Annotated in this window: 23 protein-coding genes; 10 read left to right on the top strand and 13 right to left on the bottom strand. The window is 71.2% G+C overall.

What is annotated here, in order from left to right; genetic code table 11:
- Window positions 1-161 precede the first annotated feature (161 nt).
- Window positions 162-1,553 carry a GntP family permease gene (locus C7C46_RS11835; RefSeq protein WP_110668580.1) on the bottom strand — a complete coding sequence of 464 codons (1,392 nt, stop codon included), beginning with the start codon at window positions 1,551-1,553 and terminating at the stop codon, window positions 162-164.
- Window positions 1,550-2,104 carry a gluconokinase gene (locus C7C46_RS11830; RefSeq protein ID WP_110668578.1) on the bottom strand — a complete coding sequence of 185 codons (555 nt, stop codon included), beginning with the start codon at window positions 2,102-2,104 and terminating at the stop codon, window positions 1,550-1,552. Before C7C46_RS11830 ends, C7C46_RS11835 begins: the two co-directional genes overlap by 4 nt.
- Before the next feature lie 172 nt (window positions 2,105-2,276).
- On the opposite strand from C7C46_RS11830, the gene C7C46_RS11825 reads away from it, so the two are divergent.
- Window positions 2,277-2,972, top strand: a complete 696-nt coding sequence (locus C7C46_RS11825) for a FadR/GntR family transcriptional regulator (protein WP_110668576.1) — start codon at window positions 2,277-2,279, stop codon at window positions 2,970-2,972.
- 88 nt (window positions 2,973-3,060) lie between these two features.
- On the opposite strand, the gene C7C46_RS11820 is transcribed toward C7C46_RS11825, so the two are convergent.
- Entirely contained in the window at window positions 3,061-3,954 is an 894-nt protein-coding gene (locus tag C7C46_RS11820) for a LysR family transcriptional regulator (RefSeq protein WP_110668574.1), read from the bottom strand.
- A 102-nt stretch (window positions 3,955-4,056) separates the two neighbouring features.
- On the opposite strand from C7C46_RS11820, the gene C7C46_RS11815 reads away from it, so the two are divergent.
- Entirely contained in the window at window positions 4,057-5,145 is a 1,089-nt protein-coding gene (locus C7C46_RS11815) for an alcohol dehydrogenase catalytic domain-containing protein (protein ID WP_181442306.1), read from the top strand.
- 82 nt (window positions 5,146-5,227) lie between these two features.
- Here the strand turns inward: C7C46_RS11815 and C7C46_RS34955 are convergent, their stop codons facing one another.
- From C7C46_RS34955 to C7C46_RS11800, 3 genes are all read right to left on the bottom strand, one after another.
- Window positions 5,228-5,461, bottom strand: coding sequence for a CsbD family protein (locus C7C46_RS34955; RefSeq protein WP_181442305.1), 234 nt, complete (start codon window positions 5,459-5,461; stop codon window positions 5,228-5,230).
- A 252-nt stretch (window positions 5,462-5,713) separates the two neighbouring features.
- On the bottom strand, window positions 5,714-6,118 hold the full coding sequence (locus C7C46_RS11805) for an STAS domain-containing protein (RefSeq protein ID WP_110668572.1): 405 nt from the start codon (window positions 6,116-6,118) through the stop codon (window positions 5,714-5,716).
- Window positions 6,119-6,295: 177 nt separating this feature from the next.
- Window positions 6,296-6,868: a MarR family winged helix-turn-helix transcriptional regulator gene (locus tag C7C46_RS11800; protein WP_110668570.1), complete on the bottom strand. Its 573-nt coding sequence runs from the start codon at window positions 6,866-6,868 to the stop codon at window positions 6,296-6,298.
- 82 nt (window positions 6,869-6,950) lie between these two features.
- Here C7C46_RS11800 and C7C46_RS11795 point away from each other — a divergent pair, with 82 nt between their 5' ends.
- Window positions 6,951-8,144: a PP2C family protein-serine/threonine phosphatase gene (locus tag C7C46_RS11795; protein ID WP_245984359.1), complete on the top strand. Its 1,194-nt coding sequence runs from the start codon at window positions 6,951-6,953 to the stop codon at window positions 8,142-8,144.
- A gap of 134 nt (window positions 8,145-8,278) precedes the next feature.
- Here C7C46_RS11795 and C7C46_RS11790 read toward each other — a convergent pair whose 3' ends face one another.
- A complete protein-coding gene (locus tag C7C46_RS11790; protein WP_110668568.1) occupies window positions 8,279-11,101 on the bottom strand; it encodes a glycosyl hydrolase family 95 catalytic domain-containing protein in 2,823 nt (940 codons plus the stop codon).
- A 339-nt stretch (window positions 11,102-11,440) separates the two neighbouring features.
- Here C7C46_RS11790 and C7C46_RS11785 point away from each other — a divergent pair, with 339 nt between their 5' ends.
- A complete protein-coding gene (locus tag C7C46_RS11785) occupies window positions 11,441-11,881 on the top strand; it encodes a VOC family protein (protein WP_110668566.1) in 441 nt (146 codons plus the stop codon).
- A gap of 496 nt (window positions 11,882-12,377) precedes the next feature.
- Window positions 12,378-12,905, top strand: a complete 528-nt coding sequence (locus C7C46_RS11780; RefSeq protein WP_110668564.1) for a PH domain-containing protein — start codon at window positions 12,378-12,380, stop codon at window positions 12,903-12,905.
- A gap of 224 nt (window positions 12,906-13,129) precedes the next feature.
- Here C7C46_RS11780 and C7C46_RS11775 read toward each other — a convergent pair whose 3' ends face one another.
- A complete protein-coding gene (locus tag C7C46_RS11775) occupies window positions 13,130-13,831 on the bottom strand; it encodes a response regulator (protein ID WP_110668563.1) in 702 nt (233 codons plus the stop codon).
- Complete coding sequence (locus C7C46_RS11770; protein WP_110668561.1) at window positions 13,828-15,468, bottom strand: ATP-binding protein; 1,641 nt, start codon at window positions 15,466-15,468, stop codon at window positions 13,828-13,830. The genes C7C46_RS11775 and C7C46_RS11770 overlap by 4 nt, the downstream gene beginning before the upstream one ends.
- Before the next feature lie 337 nt (window positions 15,469-15,805).
- On the opposite strand from C7C46_RS11770, the gene C7C46_RS11765 reads away from it, so the two are divergent.
- The 3 genes from C7C46_RS11765 (at window position 15,806) to C7C46_RS11755 (ending at window position 18,800) form a co-directional block, all read left to right on the top strand.
- Window positions 15,806-16,666: an ABC transporter ATP-binding protein gene (locus tag C7C46_RS11765; RefSeq protein WP_110668559.1), complete on the top strand. Its 861-nt coding sequence runs from the start codon at window positions 15,806-15,808 to the stop codon at window positions 16,664-16,666.
- Window positions 16,663-17,544 carry an ABC transporter permease gene (locus C7C46_RS11760; RefSeq protein WP_110668557.1) on the top strand — a complete coding sequence of 294 codons (882 nt, stop codon included), beginning with the start codon at window positions 16,663-16,665 and terminating at the stop codon, window positions 17,542-17,544. The genes C7C46_RS11765 and C7C46_RS11760 overlap by 4 nt, the downstream gene beginning before the upstream one ends.
- 173 nt (window positions 17,545-17,717) lie before the next feature.
- The gene (locus tag C7C46_RS11755; RefSeq protein WP_110668555.1) at window positions 17,718-18,800 is read left to right on the top strand and encodes an ABC transporter substrate-binding protein; all 1,083 of its coding nucleotides are present in this window, start codon (window positions 17,718-17,720) and stop codon (window positions 18,798-18,800) included.
- A 195-nt stretch (window positions 18,801-18,995) separates the two neighbouring features.
- Here the strand turns inward: C7C46_RS11755 and C7C46_RS11750 are convergent, their stop codons facing one another.
- The 3 genes from C7C46_RS11750 to C7C46_RS34950 all read right to left on the bottom strand — a co-directional run bounded on the left by C7C46_RS11750 (window position 18,996) and on the right by C7C46_RS34950 (window position 21,180).
- Window positions 18,996-20,294 (bottom strand): YhgE/Pip domain-containing protein, encoded by a 1,299-nt coding sequence (locus tag C7C46_RS11750; RefSeq protein ID WP_110668554.1) that lies wholly within the window; start codon window positions 20,292-20,294, stop codon window positions 18,996-18,998.
- A 146-nt stretch (window positions 20,295-20,440) separates the two neighbouring features.
- Complete coding sequence (locus tag C7C46_RS11745) at window positions 20,441-20,908, bottom strand: ASCH domain-containing protein (protein ID WP_110668552.1); 468 nt, start codon at window positions 20,906-20,908, stop codon at window positions 20,441-20,443.
- 98 nt (window positions 20,909-21,006) lie between these two features.
- On the bottom strand, window positions 21,007-21,180 hold the full coding sequence (locus tag C7C46_RS34950; protein WP_181442304.1) for a hypothetical protein: 174 nt from the start codon (window positions 21,178-21,180) through the stop codon (window positions 21,007-21,009).
- A gap of 233 nt (window positions 21,181-21,413) precedes the next feature.
- Here C7C46_RS34950 and C7C46_RS11740 point away from each other — a divergent pair, with 233 nt between their 5' ends.
- Window positions 21,414-22,025, top strand: a complete 612-nt coding sequence (locus C7C46_RS11740; RefSeq protein WP_146259058.1) for a DUF4190 domain-containing protein — start codon at window positions 21,414-21,416, stop codon at window positions 22,023-22,025.
- A gap of 158 nt (window positions 22,026-22,183) precedes the next feature.
- Window positions 22,184-22,792 (top strand): DinB family protein, encoded by a 609-nt coding sequence (locus tag C7C46_RS11735; RefSeq protein WP_110668549.1) that lies wholly within the window; start codon window positions 22,184-22,186, stop codon window positions 22,790-22,792.
- 27 nt (window positions 22,793-22,819) lie between these two features.
- Here the strand turns inward: C7C46_RS11735 and C7C46_RS11730 are convergent.
- On the bottom strand, window positions 22,820-23,231 hold a 412-nt coding region (locus C7C46_RS11730), incomplete at its 5' end, for a phospholipase domain-containing protein (protein WP_146259057.1).

Genomic DNA, 23,231 nt, shown 5'->3' with positions numbered 1-23,231 from the left:
GGCCATGCCCTTGGTGCTGCCGGAGGACTCGGACAACTCGACCTGGTCGCGCACCCACTGGGTCGGGCTCGGCGGGTATTCGCCGGCGACGGGGTGCTCGCTGTCCGATCGCTCGAGGGGATCTGGCTCTCCCCCACCAGCCCCGAGCGGGCCACGATCCGTCAGATGACCAGGCTGAGCGGCAGGATCAGCGCGATCGCCACCACCGAGATCACCGTCTCCATCACCGACCACGACTTGATGGTCTGGCCCACGTTCATCCCGAAGTACTCCTTCACCAGCCAGAAGCCGGCGTCGTTGACGTGCGAGAAGAACAGCGAGCCGGCGCCGACGGCGAGCACCAGCAGGGCTGCGTGGGTGCCGGACATGCCGGCCGCCAACGGCGAGACGATGCCGGCCGCAGTGATCGTGGCCACCGTGGCGGAGCCGGTGGCCAGCCGGATCAGCACCGCGATCAGCCAGCCGAGCAGCAGCGCCGAGAGGTGCAGCTTGCCGGCCCAGTGGCTGACCGCGTCGCCGACGCCCACGTCGATCAGGGTCTGCTTGAAGCCGCCGCCCGCGCCGACGATGAAGACGATGCCGGCGATCGGGCCGAGCGACCTGGCCACCGTGTCGGAGATCCGGCCCTTGTCGAAGCCGGCCGCGCGGCCGAGGGTGACCATCGCCAGCAGCACCGCGGCGAGCAGCGCGATCAGCGGCGAGCCGACGAAGTCGAGGATCCGCTGGGTGACGTCCTTGGGCTGGTCGATCACCACGTCGACCAGCGCCTTGCCGAGCATCAACACCACCGGCAGCAGGATGGTGGCGAGCACCGCGCCGAACGCGGGGGTCCTCTCGGGACGCTCGGCGGCCGCCTCCTGGGTGGTCTCCGGCAGGGCCAGCGGGCCCACCCAGCGCTCGGCGACCCGGGCGAAGAGCGGTCCTGCGATCACCAGGGTGGGCACGGCGATCAGCAGGCCGAGCGCCAGGGTGGTGCCGAGGTCGGCCTTGAGGGCGTCGATCGCCACCAGCGGGCCCGGGTGCGGCGGGACCAGACCGTGTAGCACGGACAGGCCGGCCAGCGCGGGAATGCCGACCCGCAGCACCGGGATGTCGCCGCGCTTGGCGACCATCAGCACGATCGGGATCAGCAGCACCACGCCGACCTCGAAGAAGAGCGGCAGCCCGAGCAGCGCGGCGATCAGCGCCATCGCCCAGGGCAGCGTGCGCCTGCTCGCCCGGCCCAGCACGGTGTCGGCGATGATCGCGGCACCGCCGGAGTCGGCGAGCAGCTTGCCGAGCATCGCGCCGAGGCCGATCAGCAGGCCGACGCTGGTCACGGTGGCGCCGAAGCCGGTGGCGAAACTGGCGGTCAGCTTGTCGAAGGGCGCGCCGGCCACCGCGGCGAGCAGGCCCGAGCCGAGGGTCAGGGCCAGGAACGGGTGCAGCTTCAGCTTGCTGATCAGCAGCACGATGACGCCGATGCTGAGCAGCACGGCCAGCAGGAGTCTGCCGTCGCTGTGGGTGTGCGGGAGCGCCTGTGGGGCGGCGGCGAGGAGCAGGGAGGCGGTCACGCGAGGTCTCCATTGACGGGCCGCAGCCGGGCTGCGGCCATCTCGACGAGTTCGTGGGGGGTGCGGATCTTGCCGTCCGGGTCAGGGCCGACGTCCAGCACGGTGCCGCGCTCGTCCGCCTGCAGCGGTTCGAGGACCGCGTACTGGGAGTCGAGCAGCGAGGCCGGCATGAAGTGGCCGGTCCGGGCGGCGAGACGGTCGGCGATGAGACGTCGCCCGCCGTCCAGGTGCAGGAAGTACGCGTCGGGGCAGCCGGCGCGCAGGGTGTCGCGGTAGCGGTGTTTGAGCGCGGAGCAGGTGACCACTCCGCCGGTGCCCGCCTGCCCGCGCTCGTGCAGCCAGCCGGCCAGGGCGCGCAGCCACGGCTCGCGGTCGGCGTCGTCCAGCGGGATGCCGGCCGTCATCTTGGCGATGTTGGCGGCGGGGTGGAAGTCGTCGGCCTCGGCGTAGGGAAGGCCGAGGCGTTCGGCGAGCAGGTGCGCGACGGTGGTCTTGCCGACGCCCGCCACTCCCATCACGACGATCAGCTGGTTCTCGGCATTGAGAGCCATGGGTTCGCTCCTCGTACTGGCTGCGGTGCCGCCACTATCGCCCCAAAGGTATGACTTATTCAAGATGGCGACATCAAATCGTCATACTTATATGCTCCGGCCGTGCGGCGAGAGTGCGTGCCGGGCGGGCCGGACCCGGCGGGACTGGTGAGCCAGGCCCTAGGCTGGCGGGATGGAGATCCAGGGGCTGCCCGGAAAACTGCTCGCCGAGCTGGGACCGTCCATCGCGTCCGGGGAGCTCGCCGAGGGGGCGGTGCTGCGGATCGAGGAGCTGGAGGAGCGCTTCGGGGTCTCCCGCACGGTGGTGCGCGAAGCGGTCCGGATCCTGGAGTCGATGCGCCTGGTGGCCTCCCGGCGCCGCGTCGGGATCACCGTGCAGCCCAGGCGGGACTGGGACGTCTTCGACCCGCTGGTGATCCGCTGGCGGCTGGCCGGCGCCGACCGGGCAGCCCAGCTGCGCTCGCTCGGCTCGCTACGGGTGGCCGTGGAGCCGGCCGCCGCAGCCCTGGCCGCGCAGCACGCCACGGCCGACCAGTGCCGCGAACTGAGCGCGCTGGCTGTTGAGTTGACCGTCACCGCGCGAGCCGCCGACCTCACCGCGTTCCTGCGGCACGACATCGACTTCCATGCCACGGTGCTGCGTGCCTCGGGCAACGAGATGTTCGCCCACCTCGGCGACACGGTGGGCGCGGTGCTCACCGGGCGCACCGAGCACAACCTGATGCCGCACCAGCCGCGCGCCTACGCCGTCCAGTTGCACCGCGAGGTGGCCGAGGCGGTCTGCGCGGGCGACGCCGAGCGGGCCGAGCGGGCGATGCGCACCATCGTCACCGGCGCCCTGGAGGAGCTGGCGGCGGAGCTGGGCTGACCCGGTTCTGAGCCCGGCGCCGCAAGGCGCCCGCACGAGGAGCCGGGGCAGCGGCTCACCTTGCCCCGGGCGGCCCTGACGGCACGTATCAGGCGGTCGAGGTGAGGGCCCGGGTGACGGCCGTGATCGCCGGGGTCGGGCGGCCGGGGAGTCGCGCCACGAGAACCCGGCGGATCTCAGGGGGTGCGCCTTCGACGTGCAGCAGGCTCACCCCGGAGGGGAGCACCGGCGAGAGCCGGGCGGGCACCGTCGTCACCCCGAAGCCACCGGCAACCAGCTGAAGCTTCGTCAGCCAGTCGCGCGCGCGGTGGACGATGTGCGGCCGCCCGGGCAGGCCGGGCCAGACGCCGAGCAGGGGCTCGGAGTTCGACGCCGGGGTGGCGATCCAGGGGGCGTCGGCCAGTTCGTCGACGTGCACCGCGGTGCGGCCGGCGAACTGGCCGGTCGAAGGCACCGCCACGACCAGTTCGGTGTCCGCGACGGTCTCGACGTGCAGGCGCGGTGACTCGCCGTCCAAGGGCCGGTGGGGTGGGCGGGACGTCAGCACGGCGAGGTCGATCGAACCCGCGCGCAGTGCCCGGGTCAGGGTGGGCGTGGTGCCCTCGGTGGTCGTGACCGTGATCTGCGGGTCGGTTGCCGCGAGGCGGGCGAGCGAGGGAGCCAGGATGGCCGCGCCCGCGCTCAGGAAAAGGCCGAGCCGCACCGGTTCGGTCCGCGGGACAGTGCCGTTGAGGTCGCGTTCGGCCGCCGTCAGGCAGTCCAGGATCGTGCGGGCGTGGCGCAGCAGGGTCAGTCCCGCAGGGGTGAGCCGCACTCCGTCGGGTCGGCGTTCGAAGAGGGCGGCGCCCGCGCTTCGTTCGAGGGCGGCGGCCTGGCGCGAGACCGCCGACTGGGTGTAGCCGAGTCGGACGGCTGCTGCGGTGAAGCTGCCGGACTCGGCGATCTGCCGCAGGACCCGCAGGCCTGTGCTGGAGATGTCCATGCGACATACGCATACCACACATGCCTGATCGTCGCTTCCCGCATGCCCACCGGGCTCATAGTGTCGATCACGACGAACACGGACGAACACGGAGGTCATCACGTGCGAGCAGCAGTTCTGACGCGGTTCGGCGCCCCGCTCACGGTGCGGGAGGTGCCCGACCCCGAGGCCGGCGGCGGCGAGGTGGTGGTCGAGGTCCTCGCCGCCGCCGTGGCGCCCTACGCGGCCGAGGTCTTCAGCGGCGAGCGGAACTACCCCCTGGTCCCTCCCGTGGTGCCCGGCATCGGCGGCGTGGGACGGGTCGTCCACGTCGGCCCGGACGCCACCCGGCTGCGCCCCGGCGACCTGGTGTGGTGCGACTGTACGGTGCGCTCGCGGGACGACGCCCTGACGCCCGACATCACGCTCCAGGGCTGGAGCTCCCGCGGTGAGGGCGGCGCGCGGCTCGCCCGGCACCTGCATGACGGATCGTTCGCCGAGCTCATGCGGGTCCCGACGGAGAACGTCTTCCCGCTGCCCGCAGCGGCGGGGGACGACCCGGCCCGCTGGGCCGCGCTCGGCATGCACGTCATTCCCTACGGCGGGCTGCTGGCCGGCGGGCTCGCCGCCGGTGAGACGCTGCTCGTCAGCGGAGCTACCGGCAACCTCGGCAGCAGCGCGGTCGCGGTCGCGCTCGCCATGGGGGCGGGCCGTGTAGTAGCCCCGGGCCGCAACCAGACCGCGCTCGACCTCCTCGCCGACCGGTTCGGTCCGCGGGTGCGCACGGTCCCGCTCACCGGGGACGAGGCCGGCGACCGCGCGGCGATGTCCGCGGCGGGCGGCGGCCCGATCGACATGGTGATCGACCTGCTACCGCCGGGCGCACCCAGCTCGGTGGCGCGCACAGCAGCCATGACCGTGCGCGAGTACGGCCGCGTCGTTCTCATGGGCGGCGTCGGCATGCTCGGTGGCGACGACTTCGCACTCCCCTACCCATGGATCATGCGCAACTCGATCACCGTGCGAGGCCAGTGGATGTACCCGCGTACAGCGAACGTCGGCATCATCCGGCTCCTCGCCTCGGGCGCCCTGGACCTCGCCCCCGAACGGGTCAGGACGTTCGGCCTCGACGCCGTCAACGCCGCCGTCGCGTACGCCGCCTCGCATGGTGGCCCGTTCGACCGCACGGCCCTCACCCCGTCAGCTCGCTGACAAGGTGAAGGAGGCCGATGTTGTCCTGTCACTGGTCACGTGCCGTTCTCTCGTGGAGCGGCGTGGCCTCGACAGCTTCTGATCAGGCTGACGTCTCGTCAGCCCTTGCGTCCTGGGAATGCGTGGACTGACCGGCCCTCGCGCAGTGGTCCGCGGGGGTCCCGGTCGGATCGGCCGACCGCTGCGCAGCACTCCCGGCGTAGTCGGCCTGGCCCTCGGCCCGCAGGTCCTCGTCACCGGTCACCATGCCGGCGTACTCCTTGATGACGCCCTTGATCAGGTCGCCGGTATGTTCGATCGTCTCACGCGCGGTCACAGGCAGTCCCCACAGGTCAGATACGTCGGATACAGCTCATCACCTGCCCCCGTTCCGCCGGATGATGCTGCGAAGCTCCACCCGCTGTCAGCCGCGGCCACGGCTGCGTCACCGACACCATCCACGCGGTGGACGGTGGCGCGGCAGTGTGTCGATGGGCGCCGGCCCGTCGCGCCCCTCCCCCGGGCCGACGGAGGTACGGCGGCCCTTCGGCGGGTCCCGATCCCCGCCCTGACCCCTCAGCCGGAGTGGTCAGGGGGCCACGCCCACGCGGTCACCGCCCTTGACGGGAGCGGACTCGGTACGGGCCGTCGGTAGCTGCGGTGGAAGGCCAAGGGCACTGCGGGTGCGGGTGAGGTCGGCGAGGCGCAGCAGAGCGGGCGACGGGTTGGCGAGATGGAAGGTGGCGGGTGCTTCCGTGATGCGCTTCTTCGCCCGGAGCAGACTGCCGAGGCTCGCGCAGTCGCAGAACGTGAGGTCCTTCGCGTCCACGATCACGATCCGGGCGTGCATGAGAAGCGCGTGACGGACCGCTTCCTCGAACTGCGGACGGGTGTCCAGATCCATCTCGCCCGACAGTTCGATCTGGGCGACTTCCGCTCCGATCGTCAGGTGAACCGTCAGGCAGCCCGGGGCCGTGCTGGGTCGTTCAGCCACTACGGCCTCCCTTCACCCGGGCGGTGCGCAGGGCGCGGCCCGGTACCGCAGAGTGCGGCACATGGCCCACCCTAGAGGCAATAGTTGCGCTTCGACAACAATCGCCGCTCAGCAATGATCCGTGACCGCTTCGTGAGCAGGGTGGCCCGCGCGGGGCGGGCAGGGCGAGCGCCCGGTTCAGGCGCTGCGCGCGGGCCCGACATCCCGCACGCCCTGCACGACGTCGTGTCCGGACCCATCGTGGCCGGACTCGTCCGCGACCGGCTCTCCGCCCGGCACCCCTGGGGTGGTCCGCTGCGCCGTGACCCCCACGGCTGCTGCACGGAAGGAGGTCAGCCCGGACATCAGCGCGCGGCGGTCCGCGGCGGTCATGGCTTCGAGAACCCCCTGCAGGGACTGCTCCCGGTCCGCTCGCAGACCGGCGAGAAACGCGCGACCGGAGGCCGTCAGGTGGAGTTCGAGCTCCCGTCGACTGGCCGCACTCGGGGTGCGCTGCACCAGACCGATCGCTTCCAGCCGATCGCACAGCCGACTGGCGGAAGAGGGCCGGGTGTCCAGGGCCTGTGTGAGGGTGCGCAGGTTGATTCCGTCGCTGGCCTCCAGGACGTAGAGCACCCGCAGTTGCGACACCGAGACCGGTGCAGCGACCAGGTCGCGGCCACCGCCCCAGAGCACCTCCAGCAGTTCCACCACTGACGACGCGATGGCCGCGGCGTCTGAGCGGCCCGGCAGGGGGGAGACTGTGTCCATGGGGCCATCTTGGCACCCGTGCCACCACACAGGACACATCGCCGACGGAAACGGTCGGCGGTCGATCGAGAGGACGGGCTGATTGGCGGCCAACCTGTCGGCGGTAGAACGCGCACTGCGCGTCGCTGCGCCGTACGCCCTGCTGGACACCATCCGTGCCAGTCTCACCGACCTCTACCAGGCTCACCAGGTTGAGCTGCTCATGGCCGACTACAGCCTGACCGTGCTGCAGCCGGTCACGGAGCTGCCCCACACCGCGCGACCGCTCCCGGTGCACACCAGCGCTCCGGGCCGCGCTTTCGGCTCGCAGGAGCCCTTCGCGGAGCCGGGCGCCTCCGAGGGAACACGTCTGCTGCACCTGCCGGTGACCGTCCGGGGCGACCGTCTCGGCATCCTGAGCGTCGGCCTGGACAGTTCCACCCTCACCCCCTCCGTGCAGGACGAACTGTGGGAAATCGCCGAAATGCTCGGTTACCACATCATCGTCGCGGAACGTGACACCGACCTCTATCTCCAGGCCCGCCGCAAGAGCCGACTCACCCTCGCCGCCGAGATGCAGTGGCAGCTGCTGCCTGGCCGCGCCTGCGCCCGCGACGAGTACGCCATCGGCGCCCAGCTCGAACCGGCCTACGCGATCCGCGGTGACAACTTCGACTGGTCCGCCACCGAGGACCGCCTCACTCTGACTGTCACCAACGGCATGGGTGAGGGCATCGAGGCGTCCCTGCTCACCAACCTGGTCGTCAACTCCCTGCGCAACGCCCGGCGAGCGGGCGTCAGCATCGCCGACCAAGCGGCCCTGGCCGACCAGGCCGTGTACGGGCAGTACCGCGGTGACGCCCACGTGTCGGTCCTGCTCCTCGAGTTCCACCTCGACACCGGCCTGGTGGAGATCGTCGACGCGGGCTCGCCCAAGCTGCTCCGGCTCCGAGCCGGCGCGGTCGAGCACATTCCGTTCGAGGCGCAGCTGCCGCTGGGTCTCGCCGACGAGACCCCGTACGAGGCGCAGCGCATCCGGGTCGAACGAGGCGACCGGCTGATCTTCGTCAGCGACGGCGTGCACGCGGTCACCTCCAAAGCGGGCGAGCCCTACGGCCAGCGGGCGCTGGCCAGGGCGATCCTGGACACCCAACTGCTGCCCGCCGCCGAAGTTCCCCGAGCGGTACTGACCGAGCTCGGCGGCCACCGCGACGACGATGCCCTGGACGACGCCTTGGTCGTCTGCCTCGACTGGTACGGCCGCCATCCGGCCTCGGCCGACGCCCCGCCCGCGTGAGCAGCCGCCGTCCGGACCGTCGCGCGGACACGCGCCGCGTACCGCGCAGCCACCTCCCCGGGACAAGCGATGCGGTGCCTGCGGTCCGGGTACCGCAGGCACCGGCACGGTGACGGGCGCGGAACGGCGGCCGGCTACGCGGGGACGCGCTGCCACTGCTGGCTGGCGTCACCGGTGTCGGTCTGCTGCGTCAGGGCGGCCAGGTCGGAGGTCGAGTCCCCGCTGACCCCGATCACCTTGCCACTGCGCACGCTGACCAGCTTCAGGTAGCCGCCGCCGGCGTCGGCGAGCGTCCACTGCTGGTTGGTGGAACCGCTCGGCGTCCACTGGATGATCGCCGCGCCGTCGGCCGTTCCGCCTCCCGAAACATCCATTGCCAGGCCCGAGTTGTTATTGGTGATCGCCCACCCCGCGCCCGAGGCGGTGAACTTCCACCGCTGGTTGGGCGAGCCGTGCCCGGTGTACTGGATCAGTGCGGTGCCCGTGGCGGTGGACGACCCCGGCACGTCGATCACCTTGCCGCTGCGGCGGTTCACCAGGGTGAAAGCCGTCGCGCGCGCCGGCGGCGTGACCGTCACCGAGCCACCGCTGCCGATCGTGACCGCCTGGGTCCAGGTGCCGAACTTGACCGTGGTGCCGGCCCCCGGGGTGCCGTGCAGGGTGGCGCTGGTCACCTGCCCGCCCGACCAGGCCAGGTCGACAGCCATCGCGCCGCGCACCGGGAGCCCGCTGACGCTGCCTGCGGCGGACCAGGCCGACGGGATCGCCGGCAGCAGTTCGACCAGGCCCGGGCGGTTGTACACCAGCATCTCGACCATCGCGCTGGGCGTACCGAAGTTGGCGTCGATCTGGAAGACGGAGCTGGAGCCGAAGCTGTACATGTCGAAGAAGTTGATCGCCGCGCCGTTGCTGTAGTTCACCGACGGCTTGAGCACGGTCATCACCGCCTGGTAGGCCAGGTCGGCGTTCTTCAGGCGCGCCCAGCACAGCGCACGCCAGGCCATGCCCCAGCCGAAGGAGCTCATGCCGCGCGCGGTGAGCAGGTTGGTGACACCCGTCAGCAGCGCGGCGGGGCTCTGGTCGGCGGTGATCCGGTCACCGGGAAACAGGCCCACCAGGGGCGAGAGATGACGATGCGTCAGGTCGGAGGTGTCGAGGTTGCTCGGCGTCATCCACTCCTCCAGCCAGCCGGTGGTCGAGCTGACCTGGGGCAGGTAGAGGTTGTTCTGCAGGTTCTGGACGGTGGTGGAGTAGGCCGGGTCCTGGCCGAGCACCGCAGCCGCGGCGGTGTAGTTCTGGAACAGCTGCCAGACCAACTCCTGCGCGTAGGTGATGCCCTTGGCGTTGGTCGGCCCGTGCTCGGGCGACCAGTCGGCATCGTCGACCAGCTTGCCGGTGGTGGGGTCGGTGATCAGCCGCGCCTCCCAGAACTGGCAGGCGCCCTTGAGCAGCGGGTAGATGCGCCGCAGGTAGGCGGTGTCCTGGGTGTACTCGTAGTGGCTGTACAGGGTGTTGCTCATCCAGGCGTTGCCGGCCGGCCCCCACCACCAACCGCTGCCGCCCCACGGGTTGAGGCTGATCGCGATGGTCCAGCCCGCGACCTTGCCGCTGCTGTTGCGGAATCCGTTGCGCGGGTCCTGGAACAGGCTCTGCGTGGTGGCGGTCCAGCCGGGCAGCTGGGCCAGGCAGTAGTCGGCGAACGCGTCGAAGCAGGAGGGCAGTCCGGCCCGGTCGGGCAGCCAGTAGTTCATCTGGACGTTGATGTCGGTGTGGTAGTCCGCCATCCACGACGGGTTGTTGTTGTCCACCCACAGGCCCTGCAGGTTGGTGGGCAGGCTGCCGCGCGAGCCGGTGATGGCCAGGTACCGGCCGAACTGCAGGTAGGAGGCCTCCAGTTCAGGGTCCGGCGCGGCGCCGGTGGCGGCCCGGGCGGCCAGCCGGGAGGGGGTGTCCATGGCGCGCTGCGCGGCACTGGAGGTGCCGAGGTTCACCGACATGGCGTTGAACAGCGCCTGGTAGTCCGCGACATGGGTGGCCAGCAGCGTGTCGCCGGCCACCGCCACAGCGGCCTGGGCCTTGCTCCGGGCCACCGACAGCGGGTTGACCGAGACGTCCTGGTACCCCTTGGCGTAGTCGGGCGTGTAGTTCGTGCCGCCACAGAACACGATCACCACCTCACTGCACGCGGTGAACGTGACGGTGGCGCCCATGGTCGAGACCGTGCCGCCGGTGGCGGTGACCGCGACCGTGCAGCCGTACTTGAGGCCGTTCGCCAGGGTCCCGCCGAACGAGGCGGTGCCCCCGCTCGCGCTGGTGCTCTCGCCGTGAGTGCCGTTCAGCGCCACACTGCCCGTGTAGCTGCCGCCGCCGCCCTGCCTGAGGCGCACCACCAGCACGTCGTCGGGGTTGCTCGCGTAGACCTCGCGGGAGTAGGTCACCCCGTTGTACTGGTAACCGGCCGAGACGTAGCCGTTGCTCAGGTCGAGGGCGCGCTGGTAGCCGGAGACCGCCGACAGGGCGTGCGCCGGGACGTTGACATGGGCCTTGGCCAGCAGCTGGAAGGTGCCGAAGTCGCTGGTGCCGTACGGGAACTGACCGTCGCTGCCGAGGGTGTTGTTGAAGCCGCCGGTCCACAGCGTGTCGTCGGTGAGGTACAGGGCGTCCGACGCCGGGTCGCCGGTGACCATGGCGCCGAGCCGGCCGTTGCCGACGGCCAGGCCCTGCTGCATGATCGCCGCCTCGGTGCCCGGCGAGGTGTACCAGAGCCGGGTCGCGCTCCCGGCCGGGACCAGAGCCAGGCCGGCCGGGCGGGTGACGGCCCGGGCGGCGGGGGTGAAGACGGGCAGCGAGCCGATCGCCAGCACCGCACCAAGCCCGGCGCCGTACGTCAGCAGGGACCGGCGGTCGAGGGCCGGCGACTGGTCCTCGAGCTCGGGGTTGCTTGATCGATAACGCATGAGGGATCCGATCTGACTGGCAGGGAGCGCTCCTCGGGGTGCGCACACGCTAGACATAGATCGGATGTATCGGCAAGGTATCTGACATCCTTCCTCGCAATCCGCGTCGGATTGACTGACCTTCTGCCTGTTTTATGTGCAGTTGGCCGAGTTGGCGACGCTACCGCTTGGCGGCGGTGCTCCGATCAAAGTGGGGCGGCTGCCCTTGAGTACCGAGTTCGGCGCCGGCCTGCGGGGTGGCAGGTAGCCGGCGCCAATGGCGACGTGGGTCGACAGGCTCGCCGGCCGCGACGGCCCGTTGAACCGGCCGCGTCGGACCCGGCCGCTATCCTCCGGGCCATGACCATCCGACGCATGGACAATGTCGGCATCGTCGTCGACGACCTGGACGCCGCCGTCGCCTTCTTCACCGAACTCGGCATGGAGCTGGAAGGCAGGATGCCGATCGAGGAAAGCTGGGCGGGAAATGTCGTCGGGCTCGACGACATGCGAAGCGAGATCGCCATGATGCGGATTCCCGACGCCCCGGGCCGGATCGAACTGGCGAAGTACCACCGTCCCACGGCGATCACTCCCGAGCCGGAGTTCGCCCCCGCCAACACGCTCGGCCTGCACCGCGTCATGTTCGCCGTCGACGACCTCCAGAGCACCCTCGCCCGTCTTCGCCCGCACTGCGCCGAACTCGTCGGCGAGGTCACCCGCTACGAGGACAGCTACCTGCTCTGCTATCTCCGCGGGCCGAGCGGAATCATCCTCGCCCTGGCCGAGCAGCTGAACTGACCTCGGTGCCGGCGCGGCCCGCACCCCCGGATGTCCGACAGGGGCCCACACAGTCGGGGACCATGCCGGTGCATGCAGTGGCGCATCCCGGGTATCCGAAAGTCCCCGGCCGGTTGGCGCCATCCCCCCGACGCCGACCCCGGGCCCGCGGAGCCCCGGCTCACCCCCCCCCGGCCGGGGCTCCGCCATTGCCTGCGCCACCTAGCGGGTGGACCTGGTGAGGAGCACCCCGACCGAGTCGGAAGCCGCCACCAGTGCCCCGTCCTGTTCGAGCTGCCCGGGCCGGTGCGCTGCCGCGTCGCGCCAGGTCACCGGGCTTACCGTCAGGCCTGCGGCCCGCGTCCAGCCAGCCAACGCATGCCGCCATGATGCCTGCCCGGACCTTCTCCTCCCTCCGCCACATGGGGCTCGCAGGACGCGTCCGCCGAGTTGCGTGACGGTTTTGTCCTATCACCTTCCGGCAGGTAATTGGCTTGCGCCCAGGGCCTCCGCGACAATGACCGTCGACGGCGGAGTGAGCGGGGAAGAGATGAGCGATCGGCGTGACGGGCGGAACTGCTTCAAGGCACCGATCCGGTACCGGCGGACCGGCCTGCGGACTCTGGTCCTCTTCCCGACCGCGCTGGCATGCGCCCTCGCCTTCGTCCTCGCCGCCGGGGACAAGGGCCGCAGTCCCGCGATGATGGCGCTCTTCGCGGCCGGCCTGATCGTCGCCTACGTCGTCGCCGCCACCTTCGTGGGCCCGTTCTGCGGCAGTACCACAGTGGGTACCGCGGGCCTCACCACGCGGACCCTGGTGAGGACGCGGGTGGTCACCTGGCCTCAGGTGCAGTCGTTCGGGTTCTCACCGGAGGTCAACCGCGGCATCAGTCACTGCCTCCTCGAGGTACGCCTGCACAACGGGCGGGCCATCGCCCTGCCGGGCCTGGTCGGCGCGAGCACCGGCGACCCGGAGATCCGGCGGCGTCTCTCGGTGCTACGAGCCGCATGGGCCGCAGCCCAACTCAACGGCGCGAACGACTAGATGAATGAGTCGGTCCTACGAGTCCATACCCTCCACCGGTTCCGACCGCCGCGTGACCTCGGCAACTCCCCGAAGAATTGCGGTCGACGCGAAGACGCAGACCCGGGAAGATCCGCAGACCGAGGACCGAAGGCGGGGAGTCCGGCAATCACTCAGGGCGTGCAGATCACGACGCGCTGCAATGACCGCGGTGAAATGGTCGACCGGGCCGCCGCGCGGGCGCTTCAGGCGGACGGGCGGGCGGCCGGGCGGTAGCGGTGCTCGGGGCGGCCGGTGGCGCCGTAGCGCAGGTCGAGCCTGACCAGGCCCTCGCGGACCAGGTAGGAGAGGTAGCGCTGGGCGGTGGCGCGGGAGACCCCGGTTCGCTCGGCGACCTGGGTGGCCGACAGGTCGCCCCGCTCACCGCGCAGGGCGGCCAGCACCACCGAGAGGGTCGGCGCGGAGTGTCCCTTGGCCGGAACGGCGGGCAGCGCAGCGGGGCGGGCGGCGCTGAACAGTGCGTCCACCTCGGCCTGCCCGTTGTCTCCGGCACCGTCCAGCGCCGCCATCCGCTCGCGCAGCTCCCGGTAGCCGTCCAGGCGCTCGGCCAGCACGGCGAAGCCGAACGGCTTGACCAGGTAGCCGGTGGCGCCCAGTTGCATCGCGGTGCGCACCGAGGCGAGGTCGCGGGCGGCGGTGATCACCAGGGCGTCGGGGCGGCTTCCCGCGGCGTCGGCGGTCAGTCGGCGCAGGACGTCCAGACCGCTGCCGTCGGGCAGGTAGACGTCGAGCAGCAGCAGGTCGGGGCGGAGCTCGTGGACGGCCTCGACCGCGTCGGCCACGCTGGCGCGCTGGCCGGCCACCTCGAATCCGGGGACCTTGCCGACGTAGGCGGCGTGGATCGCGCTGACCCGGAAGTCGTCGTCCACCACCAGGGTTCTGATCACAGGGCGCCCTCCAGGACGCTGGGGGCCGCGGTGCTGGACGTGCCGAGCGGGGCCGGGTCGTGGTCGGGCAGCGGGAAGCGGACGGTGAAGACAGCGCCCGGCCCCTCGCTGACGGTGATCGAACCGCCGTGCCGCTGCACCAGGCGGTGGACCAGGGCCAGGCCCAGGCCGCGCCGGACGGTGCCACGGTCGGGGCTGGTGGACCAGCCGTCCTCGAAGATCCTCTCCGCGGCGCCGGGCGGGATGCCCGGACCGCTGTCGGCCACGCGCAGGGTGATCGCCCGCTCGGTCTCCACCAGGCTCAGCCGCACCGCTGCGCCGGGCTGCCCCTGCGCCGCCTCCACCGCGTTGTCGAGCAGGTTGCCGGTGACGGTGAGCAGCCGGCGCAGGTGGCCGGGCTGCTCGCCCAGGCGGGAGTCCTGCTCGAGCACGATCCGCACGCCGCGTTCGGCGGCCACGGTGGTCTTCGCCACGATCAGTCCGACCATCAGGGGGTTGGCGATCCGGTCCCGGACCGCCTCGGCCGGCGCCGCGTCACCGCGGCTGAGCTCCACGGCGTAGTCCAGCGCCGCGCCGTGCTCGCCGAGTTCGAGCAGGCCGGCCATGGTGTGCATCCGGTTGGCGAACTCGTGCTGCTGCGCCCTGAGCGCGTCGGTCAGTCCCCGCACCGCGTCCAACTCACGGAGCAGCCCGACCAGTTCAGTACGGTCTCGGACGGTGACCACGGCGCCGAGAGCCCGGCCCTGGAGCACCACCGGCATCCGGTTGACCGCCAGGCAGTGACTGTCCGTCAGCACCGTCAGGTCCAGGCCCTCCAACGTGCCGTCCAGTGCGCGGCGCAGTCGGCCGTCCGGCAGCAGGTCGTCGAGCCGGGAGCCGACCGCGGTGCCGAGGCCCAGCAGCCGACGGGCCTCGTCGTTGATCACGCTCACCCTGCCCTGCGGGTCGAAGGCGATCACGCCCTCCTTGATCCCGTGCAACATCGCCTCGCGGTCCTGCAGCAGGCCGGCGATCTCCTCCAGTTCGAGGCCGAAGGTGGTGCGCTTGAGCCGGCGGGCCAGCACGTAGGAGGCGGTGCAGCCGACGGCCAGCGCGATGGCCGCGAACTCGGCGAAGCTGGAGAGTTCGTGCCGCAACTGGCCGAGCACGTCCTTCTCCGGGATGCCGACCGAGACCTCGCCGACCAGTTCCCCGCCCGGCCCGTAGAGCGGCACCTTGGCGTTGGCCGAGCCGCCGGTGGCGCCGTGGTCGCTGCCCAGCACCTCCTCGCCGTGCCAGACCTCGACGGACTCCTCCACCGGCCGGCCGACCAACTCGGCCAACGGGTGCGAGTGCCGGACGGCGTGCAGGTCGATCACCACGACGTAGGAGGCGTGCGAGGAGTTCTGGATCCGGCCGGCGGCGGACTGCACGATGCCGCCGTCCACGCCGCTCTCCATGGCCTGCCTGATCTGCGGGTCCGCGGCGGTGATGTGCGCGATGGTGAGGGCGCGCTGCTCGGAGTCGCGGTCGAGCTGGTCGCGCTGGGCGAAGGCCAGCAGGACGAAGCCGATGGCGCTGGTGATCGCCAGGATGAGCAGCTGGCTGATCAGGATCCGAGCCGAGAGTTTCCGGCCCCGACCGTTCCTTCGAGCCATCGGGCCCACCTCCGTACCGCAGCCGACCCCCTCGGCGCGGCTGCCCGGTGCCTCCGCGTTGCGGTGATTGTGCCTGGTGGATCGGCCTTTGCCCACCCCCGCGACCGTGCGCAGAACGAGCAGAACCCACGAGAACGCGGGGAAGCCGCGCAACGCTCGCAAGACTCCCGCCGCCCGCCCGCCCGGCCCTACCTTCTCGTCACCGCGCAACACCCCCCGAACAGAACGGGGGTTGCGCTTGAAACACAACAGTGACCTCAGCAAGGCCCGGCGCCCGTGCGCCGGACTTCCTCGAACCCGAGGCACCAAGACCGAGGAAGACAAGGAGACGGATTCGATGGCTGTGCGAGACGATGTCGTGACCAGCCCGGCCGCCGGCCGCGGCGATCGGGCGGGCGCCCGGATCGAGCTGTCCGGCGTGACCAAGCGGTTCCTCACGCCCAGTGGTGAGGCGTTCACCGCGACCCGCGACGTGACCTTCGCTGTGGAGCCGGGGCAGTTCTGCGCCGTGGTCGGGCCGACCGGCTGCGGCAAGTCGACCACTCTGAGCCTGGTGTCCGGGCTCGACCGGCCCAGCGAGGGTTCGGTACGGGTCGGCGGACACGAGGTGGACGGGATCACCGAGGGCACCAGCTTCATGTTCCAGGCGGACGCGCTGCTGCCCTGGAAGACCGTGCTCGGCAACGTCGCGATGGGACCGGTGTTCCGCGGCGTAGGGAAGAAGCAGGCGCAGGCGGCCGCCCGGGACTGGGTGCGCCGGGTCGGCCTGGCCGGCTTCGAGGACCACCACCCGCACCAGCTCTCCGGCGGTATGCGCAAGCGGGTGGCGATGGCCGCCGCCCTGATCAACGAGCCCTCGATCCTGCTGATGGACGAGCCGTTCGGTGCCCTGGACGTGCAGACCAAGGCGATCATGCAGAACGAGTTGCTCACCCTGTGGGAGCAGCTGCGCCCGGCGGTCATCTTCATTACCCACGACCTCGAGGAAGCCGTCGCGCTGGCCGACCGGGTGGTGGTGATGACCTCCGGGCCGGGGTCGGTCAAGGCGGTCTACGACATCGACCTGCCGCGCCCGCGCGGCTCGGTGCAGACCATTCGCTTCGAGCCGCGCTTCCTCGAACTCCACCACCAGATCTGGGAGTCGCTGAGCGAGGAAGTCCAGCGCGCCTACGCACGTACGACGGGAGAGACGTCATGAGCAACACCGCCACGGTCAGCGCCACCGCGCAGCGGGCCGCCGACACCGCCGCGGGCGCGGGGGCACGGGCGCTGCGACGGCGCAAGCTGCTGGTCCTGGCGGCCCGGCTCGGGCTGGCCGCGTTCCTGATCGGGGGCTGGCAGTTCGTCACCTCCGTCGGTTGGCTGGACCCGTTCTTCTTCGGGCAGCCGAGCGGGATCGCCCAGCGGCTCGGCGACTACTTCTCGCAGGGTGACCAGGCCACCGAGTTCGGCTCCTACTGGTCGCAGATCGCCACCACGCTGCGGGAGGCGCTCTTCGGCTTCGTCCTCGGGTCGCTGGCGGGCGTGGTGCTCGGGGTGACGCTGGGTCAGAACCGTTTCCTGGCCGACGTGCTGGGCCCGTACATCAAGATCGTGAATGCCATCCCGCGCATCGTGCTCGGCTCGATCTTCGTCGTCGCCTTCGGGATCGGCGAGACGCCGAAGGTGCTGCTCGCGGCGGTGCTGGTGTTCTTCGTGGTCTTCTTCAACGCCTTCCAGGGGGTGCGCGAGGTGGACCGCAACATCCTGGCCAACGCCCGGGTGCTGGGCGCCTCGCCGCTGCAGATCGTGCGGCACGTGGTGGTGCCCTCGGCACTCACCTGGATCATCGCCAGTCTGCACACCGCCTTCGGCTTCGCCGTGGTCGGCGCCCTGGTCGGCGAGGTGCTCGGGGCGCAGAGCGGCCTGGGTCTGGTGATCAAGACCGCGCAGAACAGCTTCGACCCCAACGGGGTGTTCGCCACCATGTCGGTGATCGCGGTCATCGCGCTGACGGCGGAGTGGCTGATCACCAGGCTCGAACGGCGACTGCTCTCCTGGCGACCGCCGGCGCCGTCCGAGAGTGCGGCCATCTAGGGACCGGCTCGGCCGTTTCCGCCTCCCCTCCCCCGGTATCTCCCGTATCTCCCGTATCTCCCGGCATCTCCCGTGGCTCCGCCCGGCTTGCCCAGGCCTTCCAGCTGCCCGGCTCCCCCGGCCGGACAGCTCCCCCACCCACCCCGCAGTACCCCGAAAGGAACGTGGCAGCCATGTTCAAGCGGCCCCTCACCCGCTCGCTGGCCGGCGCTCTCGTCCTCAGCGCCACCCTTGGTCTCACCGCCTGCTCCAGCTCCGGTTCTGGTTCCGGCTCCGGTACGCCCACGGTGAAGCTGATGGTCGGCGGTATCGACAAGCAGATCTACCTGCCGTACCAGCTGGCCCAGCAGCTCGGCTACTACAAGAAGTTCGGCGTCAACGTGGTGCTGAGCACCGAGACCGACGGCGGCATCGGCGCCGAGGACGCGATGGCCTCGGGTCAGGTGGACATGACCGGTGCCTGGTACGTGCACACCATCGACTTCCAGGTGAAGGGCAAGGCGGTCGAGGACATCGTCAACCTCTCCGGTGCGCCTGGCGAGCGCGAGATGTGCACCACCAACAGCGGCGTCCACTCGCCCGCCGACTTCGCCGGCAAGACCCTCGGCGTCACCGACCTGGGTTCGGGTACGGACACGCTCACCCAGTTCCTGGCCGCCCAGAGCAAGCTCAAGCCGGACCAGTACTCACGGATCGGCGTCGGAGCCGGCTCGACTGCGGTCGCCGCCCTGCAGAACGGCAAGACCGCCTGTGTGATGACCACTCAGCCGACCGTGACGGCCATTCAGAAGAAGAACATCGGCTACTCCGCCGTCGACCTGGCTACCACCACCGGCGCCCAGCAGGCGATGGGTGGCACCTGGCCGTCCGCGGGCGTGCTGGCCCAGACCGCCTGGGTCAACAGCCACAAGGAGGCCGCGCAGAAGGTGGTCAACGCGCTGGTCGCCACGATGCACTGGATCGACTCGCACAGCGCCGCCGACATCGCCAACGCGCTGCCCCCGTCCTACGTCTCCAACGGCACGTTCACCAAGGACGACTACATCTCGGCGCTGACCCAGGACAAGGGGCAGTTCCTGCCGGACGGCATCATGCCGGCCAACGGTCCGAAGACGGTGCTCGCCACCGAGAAGCTGGTCGGGGTGAAGACCGACTCGGTGAACCTGGGGACCACCCTCACCAACGAGTTCGCGATCGCGGCCAACAAGGCGCAGGGCTTCACCACCAGCACCACGCCTGCCGACAGCAACGGCTGAGTCGATCGCCGGCCGCCGGCCGCCGGTCGGCTGCTCTCGACCGGCGGCGAGTCGGCCGCCCATTGACCGGATGCCCGGGTGCGCGCCCCTCCGCGCACCCGGGCATCCTTACTGGTCGGTGAGGTCTCGGATCTCGTCGTCCATGCCGCTTGCTGCCGGCACCGACGGACTCCTGGGCAACGGCGTTCCGTGCCGTCAGTCTTCGGCCGGCTGCGGGACCAGGCGCCGCAGCCCCTTGCGCTCGTAGTAACGGGTCATCAGGAAGCCGAAGAGCAGGGCTGCCACGACGCCGACCGCGATCATGGTCCAGGCGCGGGCCAGGCCGGCGTCGGCGCGGGCGTCGAAGTACAGGATGGCCCGCACCCCGGCGCTGAGCTGGCGCATCGGCTCGAAGGCGCCGAGGAAGCGGTAGAACCCCGGGACCGCCTCCAGCGGAACGGTCGCGCCCGAGGACGGCAGGGCGAGCGCGATGAAGACGAACATCGACACCAGCTGCCCGATACTGCCGAACGCCGCGTTGATCGCCTGCACGCCCAGGCCCACCGCCAGGCACGCGCAGAACGAGAACAGCCAGAGCAGCGGCAGGTGCGAGGCGTCCATGCCGAGGATCGCGATGCAGGCGACCATCACCAGCGAGGCGGTGACCAGCGAGATCCCGGCGGTGATCGCCATCTTCAGCAGCAGGGTCTGGGTCCGCCCGATCGGCACCGTGGGTCGGCGGCTGTGCCACGGGCCGAACTCGCTGTCCGCGTAGCCGAGCGCGGTGTCCACCGAGGTGTGCACCAGGTTCCCGCCGATGAACCCGCTCAGCACCAGCAGCAGCGTGTAGTAGAAGGCGCTCAGGCCCAGGCCGCTGTGCTGCCCGATGGGGTGGCCGACCTGGGTGACGACCGTGACCGGGTCGGCCAGCAGCAGCCGGGTGGTCGAGTCCGTGGCGGCAGCGGCCGGCGCGGTGGTGAGCTGCTTGCCGATCGCCAGCGAGGCCTGGCGGGCCGCGGTCTGGTTGAGCTGCGCGGTCAGTGACGAGCCGAGGCTGCCGACGCCGGGGTTGGTGAGGACCGTGATGGTCGGCCGGGCGGTGGCCTGAGTGGTGGTCAGGGCGGCGACCCTGGCGGTGAAGTCGGCGGGGACCACCAACGCGCCGTAGACCTTGCCGGAGGCGAGCAGGTCCTGCGCCTCGGCCTGGTCGACCCGGTGCCAGGCCACCGACCCGGCGGGCGAGGCGGCGACGACCGACTGGGCCACCTGGTCGCCCAGGTTCTGCGGGCCGCCCGGCAGCGTCGCACCCGCGTCGGCGTTGACGACGGCGATCGGGAGTCGGTGCAGCTGTCCGTTCGGGTTGATGATGCCGCCCATGTAGAGCAGCGCCAGCACCAGCGTGACCAGGGCCGCGAGTACCGTCGGCACCAGCCACAGCATCGGTCGGCGCAGCAGTACGGCAGCGCGGACCTGGTGCGAGGGGGACGGCCGCAGCGGCGGCAGCGGGGAGGCCATGGGCTCTGACGCTAGGGGTCGGGGCGCGGCACGGCGGTCCGCGACACGCCCCTTCCGCCATCCGGGGCGGGCGGGCCGGGCGGCCGGCCCGGGCCCCGGCCGGGACCCGGGCCGGGGCTCGGCCGGGAACGATGCTACGGGGTTCGTCAGTTGGCCGGGCGCAGGTCCGCGACCAGGCGGAAGCGCGCCAGCACCACCGGTGTCGCGTCGTCCACGGTGAAGTCAGGGTCCGCCAGGGCCGTGCGCATCGCCTCGCTGTGCCAGTACCGCTCGTGGCTCTCCCGCCACTCGGCGACGGTGGTGTACCCCTCCCCCTCGGCCACCGCGTGCGCGAGGTCCACCTCCGCCAGTGGGACGACGGCGGCGAAGGTGGTCTCGATGACCGCGACCGGGCGCTCGTCCGAATCGACGACCAGGAACTGGTTGCCGACCTCGGGCAGCGGCTCGCCTTCGTGCTCGTAGTCGGCGAGCACCCCGGTGGTGGAGGTCTTGGAGCCGTCGAGGACCGCCGCGACCAACTGGTCGCGCAGCGGCCCGGGGAACGCGAAGCTCGTGGTGGGCAGCGAGGCGAAGCTCGCGGGCAGCTCGGCGGGGCCGACGGGGGTGTTGGTCATGCGGGCACAGTAGTGCCCGCGACCCGGCGGGTTCACCGGGTTAACCGTCGGCCAGGCGGGCGAGCGGGCGAACGGCCGGACAGGTGGCCGGGCCCTGCCTAACGGCTACGCCACCAGCTCGCCACGTCGGCGATCAATCGCCCGAGCTGGATCAGGAGTTGCGCTACCGCGGTCGCAGCCAAAACCGTGGTTGCCGCGATGGCGCTGACCGCCGCACCGCCGGCCGCCAGCGTCGTGTCGACGATCCCGCTGGATCTCGAACCACCAGACATAGAAACCTCCTTGACCTTCCGTCAGGACTGCCCCCGTCTTCTTTGAGGACTCCTCGGACACCGCCGCGGTTCCAGAGACCGCGTTCGCCCTGCCACGACACGCCCTCGCCGTGGTCCTGCTTCGTGCGGCCCCGCATTCCGCTGCGCGGGCCGACTGGTGGAGTGGCTCGCCGGATCCGCTAGAGTCCCGACCCGCAACAGGCATACGAACAGGCAGGACGAGGGTGGGGAACGTGGCAACGGACCAGGCGACGCCGGTGAGCCGACCGAGCGCGGCCAGTAGCGCCTACCCGCCCTCCGGCACCAACCGCTTCGCGCGGTGGGCGCGGTGGTGCGGGCTGCTCGGGGTGGTGCCGGTGGCGCTGGTGCTGGGGGTGGTCGGGCTGTTCCAGGTCCGGCGTACCGGACAGCGCGGCAAGGGGGCCGCCGTGCTCGGAATCGTCGCGGCCCTGTTCTGGGCCGGGATCTGGGCGAACCTGGCCAGCTCGTTCGGCCCGGACGTCCGGCGCTCCCCCAACGGCTCGGTCGCGGCCGCCCTGGTGGACAGCGTCATCGACCTGCGCGTCGGCGACTGCTTCCGCAACAGCACGCGCGCCCCGGACCCCAACGACGGCGTCGACTCCGTCACCCTGGTCCCCTGCGACCAGGCCCACGACGGCAAGGTCTACGCCACCCCGGTCCTGCCGGTCCGCAACGACCTCACCGCGGAGATGGCCGCCCGAGCCGCCTGCCAGGCCGCCCTGCCAGCCGGCACCCCCAGCGGCGAGGAACCCGGCTTCTTCTACCCCACTCCCCTGCTGTACGCCCACGGGAACAGCCGCGCCAGCTGCTTCACCAACCCCTGACACTCCGTCCCGACCGGCACCGGTCTGGGCGGCCATGACGGCAGGCAGGAGTGATCAGCCAGGGACGGCCCATGCCCCGACCCCCCGCTGCGCGCCACCACCGACTCCCCGGTACCGCTCGAGGCGCGGTGTCGGTGGCGGGTGGGAGACTCGCCCCCATGGCACCCAACGATCCCAAGGACGACCTGCACCGCTACCTCAAGGCAGCTCGTGAGGCCGTCATGTGGAAGCTTGACGGTCTGTCCGAGTACGACAGCCGCCGTCCGCTGACACCGACCGGCACCAACCTGCTCGGCCTGGTCAAGCACCTGGCCGGCGTCGAGCTCGGGTACTTCGGCCCGACTTTCGGCCGCCCGCACGGCGAGGCGCTCCCCTGGCACGAGGAGGGCGCCGAGCCGAACGCGGACCTGTGGGCGCCGGCTGACGAGTCCCGCGAGGAGATCGTCGGCCTCTACCGCCGCGCCTGGGCGCACGCGGACGCGACGATCGAGGCGCTGCCGCTGGACGCGAGGGGCCGTGTCGAGTGGTGGGGCGAGAACGGCGACGTCACCCTCCAGCGGATCATGCTGCACGTGACGGCAGAGACGCACCGCCACGCCGGGCACGCGGACATCGTCCGCGAGCTGATCGACGGTCGGACCGGTATGCGGGAGAGCAACAGCAACATGGACGGCGGAGACGAGGCCTGGTACCAGGAGTACCGGGCCCGCCTGGAGGCCGCCGCCAAGCAGGCCCAGGCTCAGGCCGATGCCCAGGCCGAGGCCTGAGCGGCCGCTGCCCGGCCGGAGGTTCCGTCAGCCGGTGGTGCTGGGGGTGCCGGTCTCGAGGTGGCCGGTGAAGCGCTGGGACCAGGTGGTGTCGGAGGAGACGGTGACGGTGAAGTCGTACCAGCCGTTGCAGAGTGCGACCTGGTTGAAGTAGTCGCTGACGGTGGCGCCGGGCTGGACGGTGTAGGTCCAGCTGCCGGTGCGGTACTGGTTGGAGGTGACGGTGTAGGTCACCGCCGCGGTGCCGGTGTTGCCCAGCTTGAACCACAGCGCCGTCTTGCCGGTGTCGGGGGCCGCGGCGTAGGAGGCGGTGGCGGAGCAGGTCTTGCCGGCCTTGGTGGCGTCGCCGGTGAAGCGGCGCAGGAAGCGGTTGGGGCCCACGATTGTCAGGTCGTACTTGCCGGCGCCGTAGTTGGTGGCGCAGTTGAAGAAGTCGCTG

Source organism: Streptomyces tateyamensis, from assembly GCF_003205575.1.
GTDB classification, from domain to species: Bacteria; Actinomycetota; Actinomycetes; order Streptomycetales; family Streptomycetaceae; genus Kitasatospora; species Kitasatospora tateyamensis.
The sequence above is the reverse complement of the archived record's forward strand: the minus strand, read 5'-3'. Positions and strand labels throughout refer to the sequence as shown.

Excerpts from the sequence above, each read along its gene's own strand:
- C7C46_RS11830 (WP_110668578.1), bottom strand. The coding sequence starts at position 2,104 with ATGGCTCTCAATGCCGAGAACCAGCTGATCGTCGTGATGGGAGTGGCG.
- C7C46_RS11825 (WP_110668576.1), top strand. The coding sequence starts at position 2,277 with ATGGAGATCCAGGGGCTGCCCGGAAAACTGCTCGCCGAGCTGGGACCG.
- C7C46_RS11820 (WP_110668574.1), bottom strand. The coding sequence starts at position 3,954 with ATGGACATCTCCAGCACAGGCCTGCGGGTCCTGCGGCAGATCGCCGAG.
- C7C46_RS11800 (WP_110668570.1), bottom strand. The coding sequence starts at position 6,868 with ATGGACACAGTCTCCCCCCTGCCGGGCCGCTCAGACGCCGCGGCCATC.
- C7C46_RS11790 (WP_110668568.1), bottom strand. The coding sequence starts at position 11,101 with ATGCGTTATCGATCAAGCAACCCCGAGCTCGAGGACCAGTCGCCGGCC.
- C7C46_RS11785 (WP_110668566.1), top strand. The coding sequence starts at position 11,441 with ATGACCATCCGACGCATGGACAATGTCGGCATCGTCGTCGACGACCTG.
- C7C46_RS11780 (WP_110668564.1), top strand. The coding sequence starts at position 12,378 with ATGACCGTCGACGGCGGAGTGAGCGGGGAAGAGATGAGCGATCGGCGT.
- C7C46_RS11770 (WP_110668561.1), bottom strand. The coding sequence starts at position 15,468 with ATGGCTCGAAGGAACGGTCGGGGCCGGAAACTCTCGGCTCGGATCCTG.
- C7C46_RS11765 (WP_110668559.1), top strand. The coding sequence starts at position 15,806 with ATGGCTGTGCGAGACGATGTCGTGACCAGCCCGGCCGCCGGCCGCGGC.
- C7C46_RS11760 (WP_110668557.1), top strand. The coding sequence starts at position 16,663 with ATGAGCAACACCGCCACGGTCAGCGCCACCGCGCAGCGGGCCGCCGAC.
- C7C46_RS11755 (WP_110668555.1), top strand. The coding sequence starts at position 17,718 with ATGTTCAAGCGGCCCCTCACCCGCTCGCTGGCCGGCGCTCTCGTCCTC.
- C7C46_RS11750 (WP_110668554.1), bottom strand. The coding sequence starts at position 20,294 with ATGGCCTCCCCGCTGCCGCCGCTGCGGCCGTCCCCCTCGCACCAGGTC.
- C7C46_RS11745 (WP_110668552.1), bottom strand. The coding sequence starts at position 20,908 with ATGACCAACACCCCCGTCGGCCCCGCCGAGCTGCCCGCGAGCTTCGCC.
- C7C46_RS34950 (WP_181442304.1), bottom strand. The coding sequence starts at position 21,180 with ATGTCTGGTGGTTCGAGATCCAGCGGGATCGTCGACACGACGCTGGCG.
- C7C46_RS11735 (WP_110668549.1), top strand. The coding sequence starts at position 22,184 with ATGGCACCCAACGATCCCAAGGACGACCTGCACCGCTACCTCAAGGCA.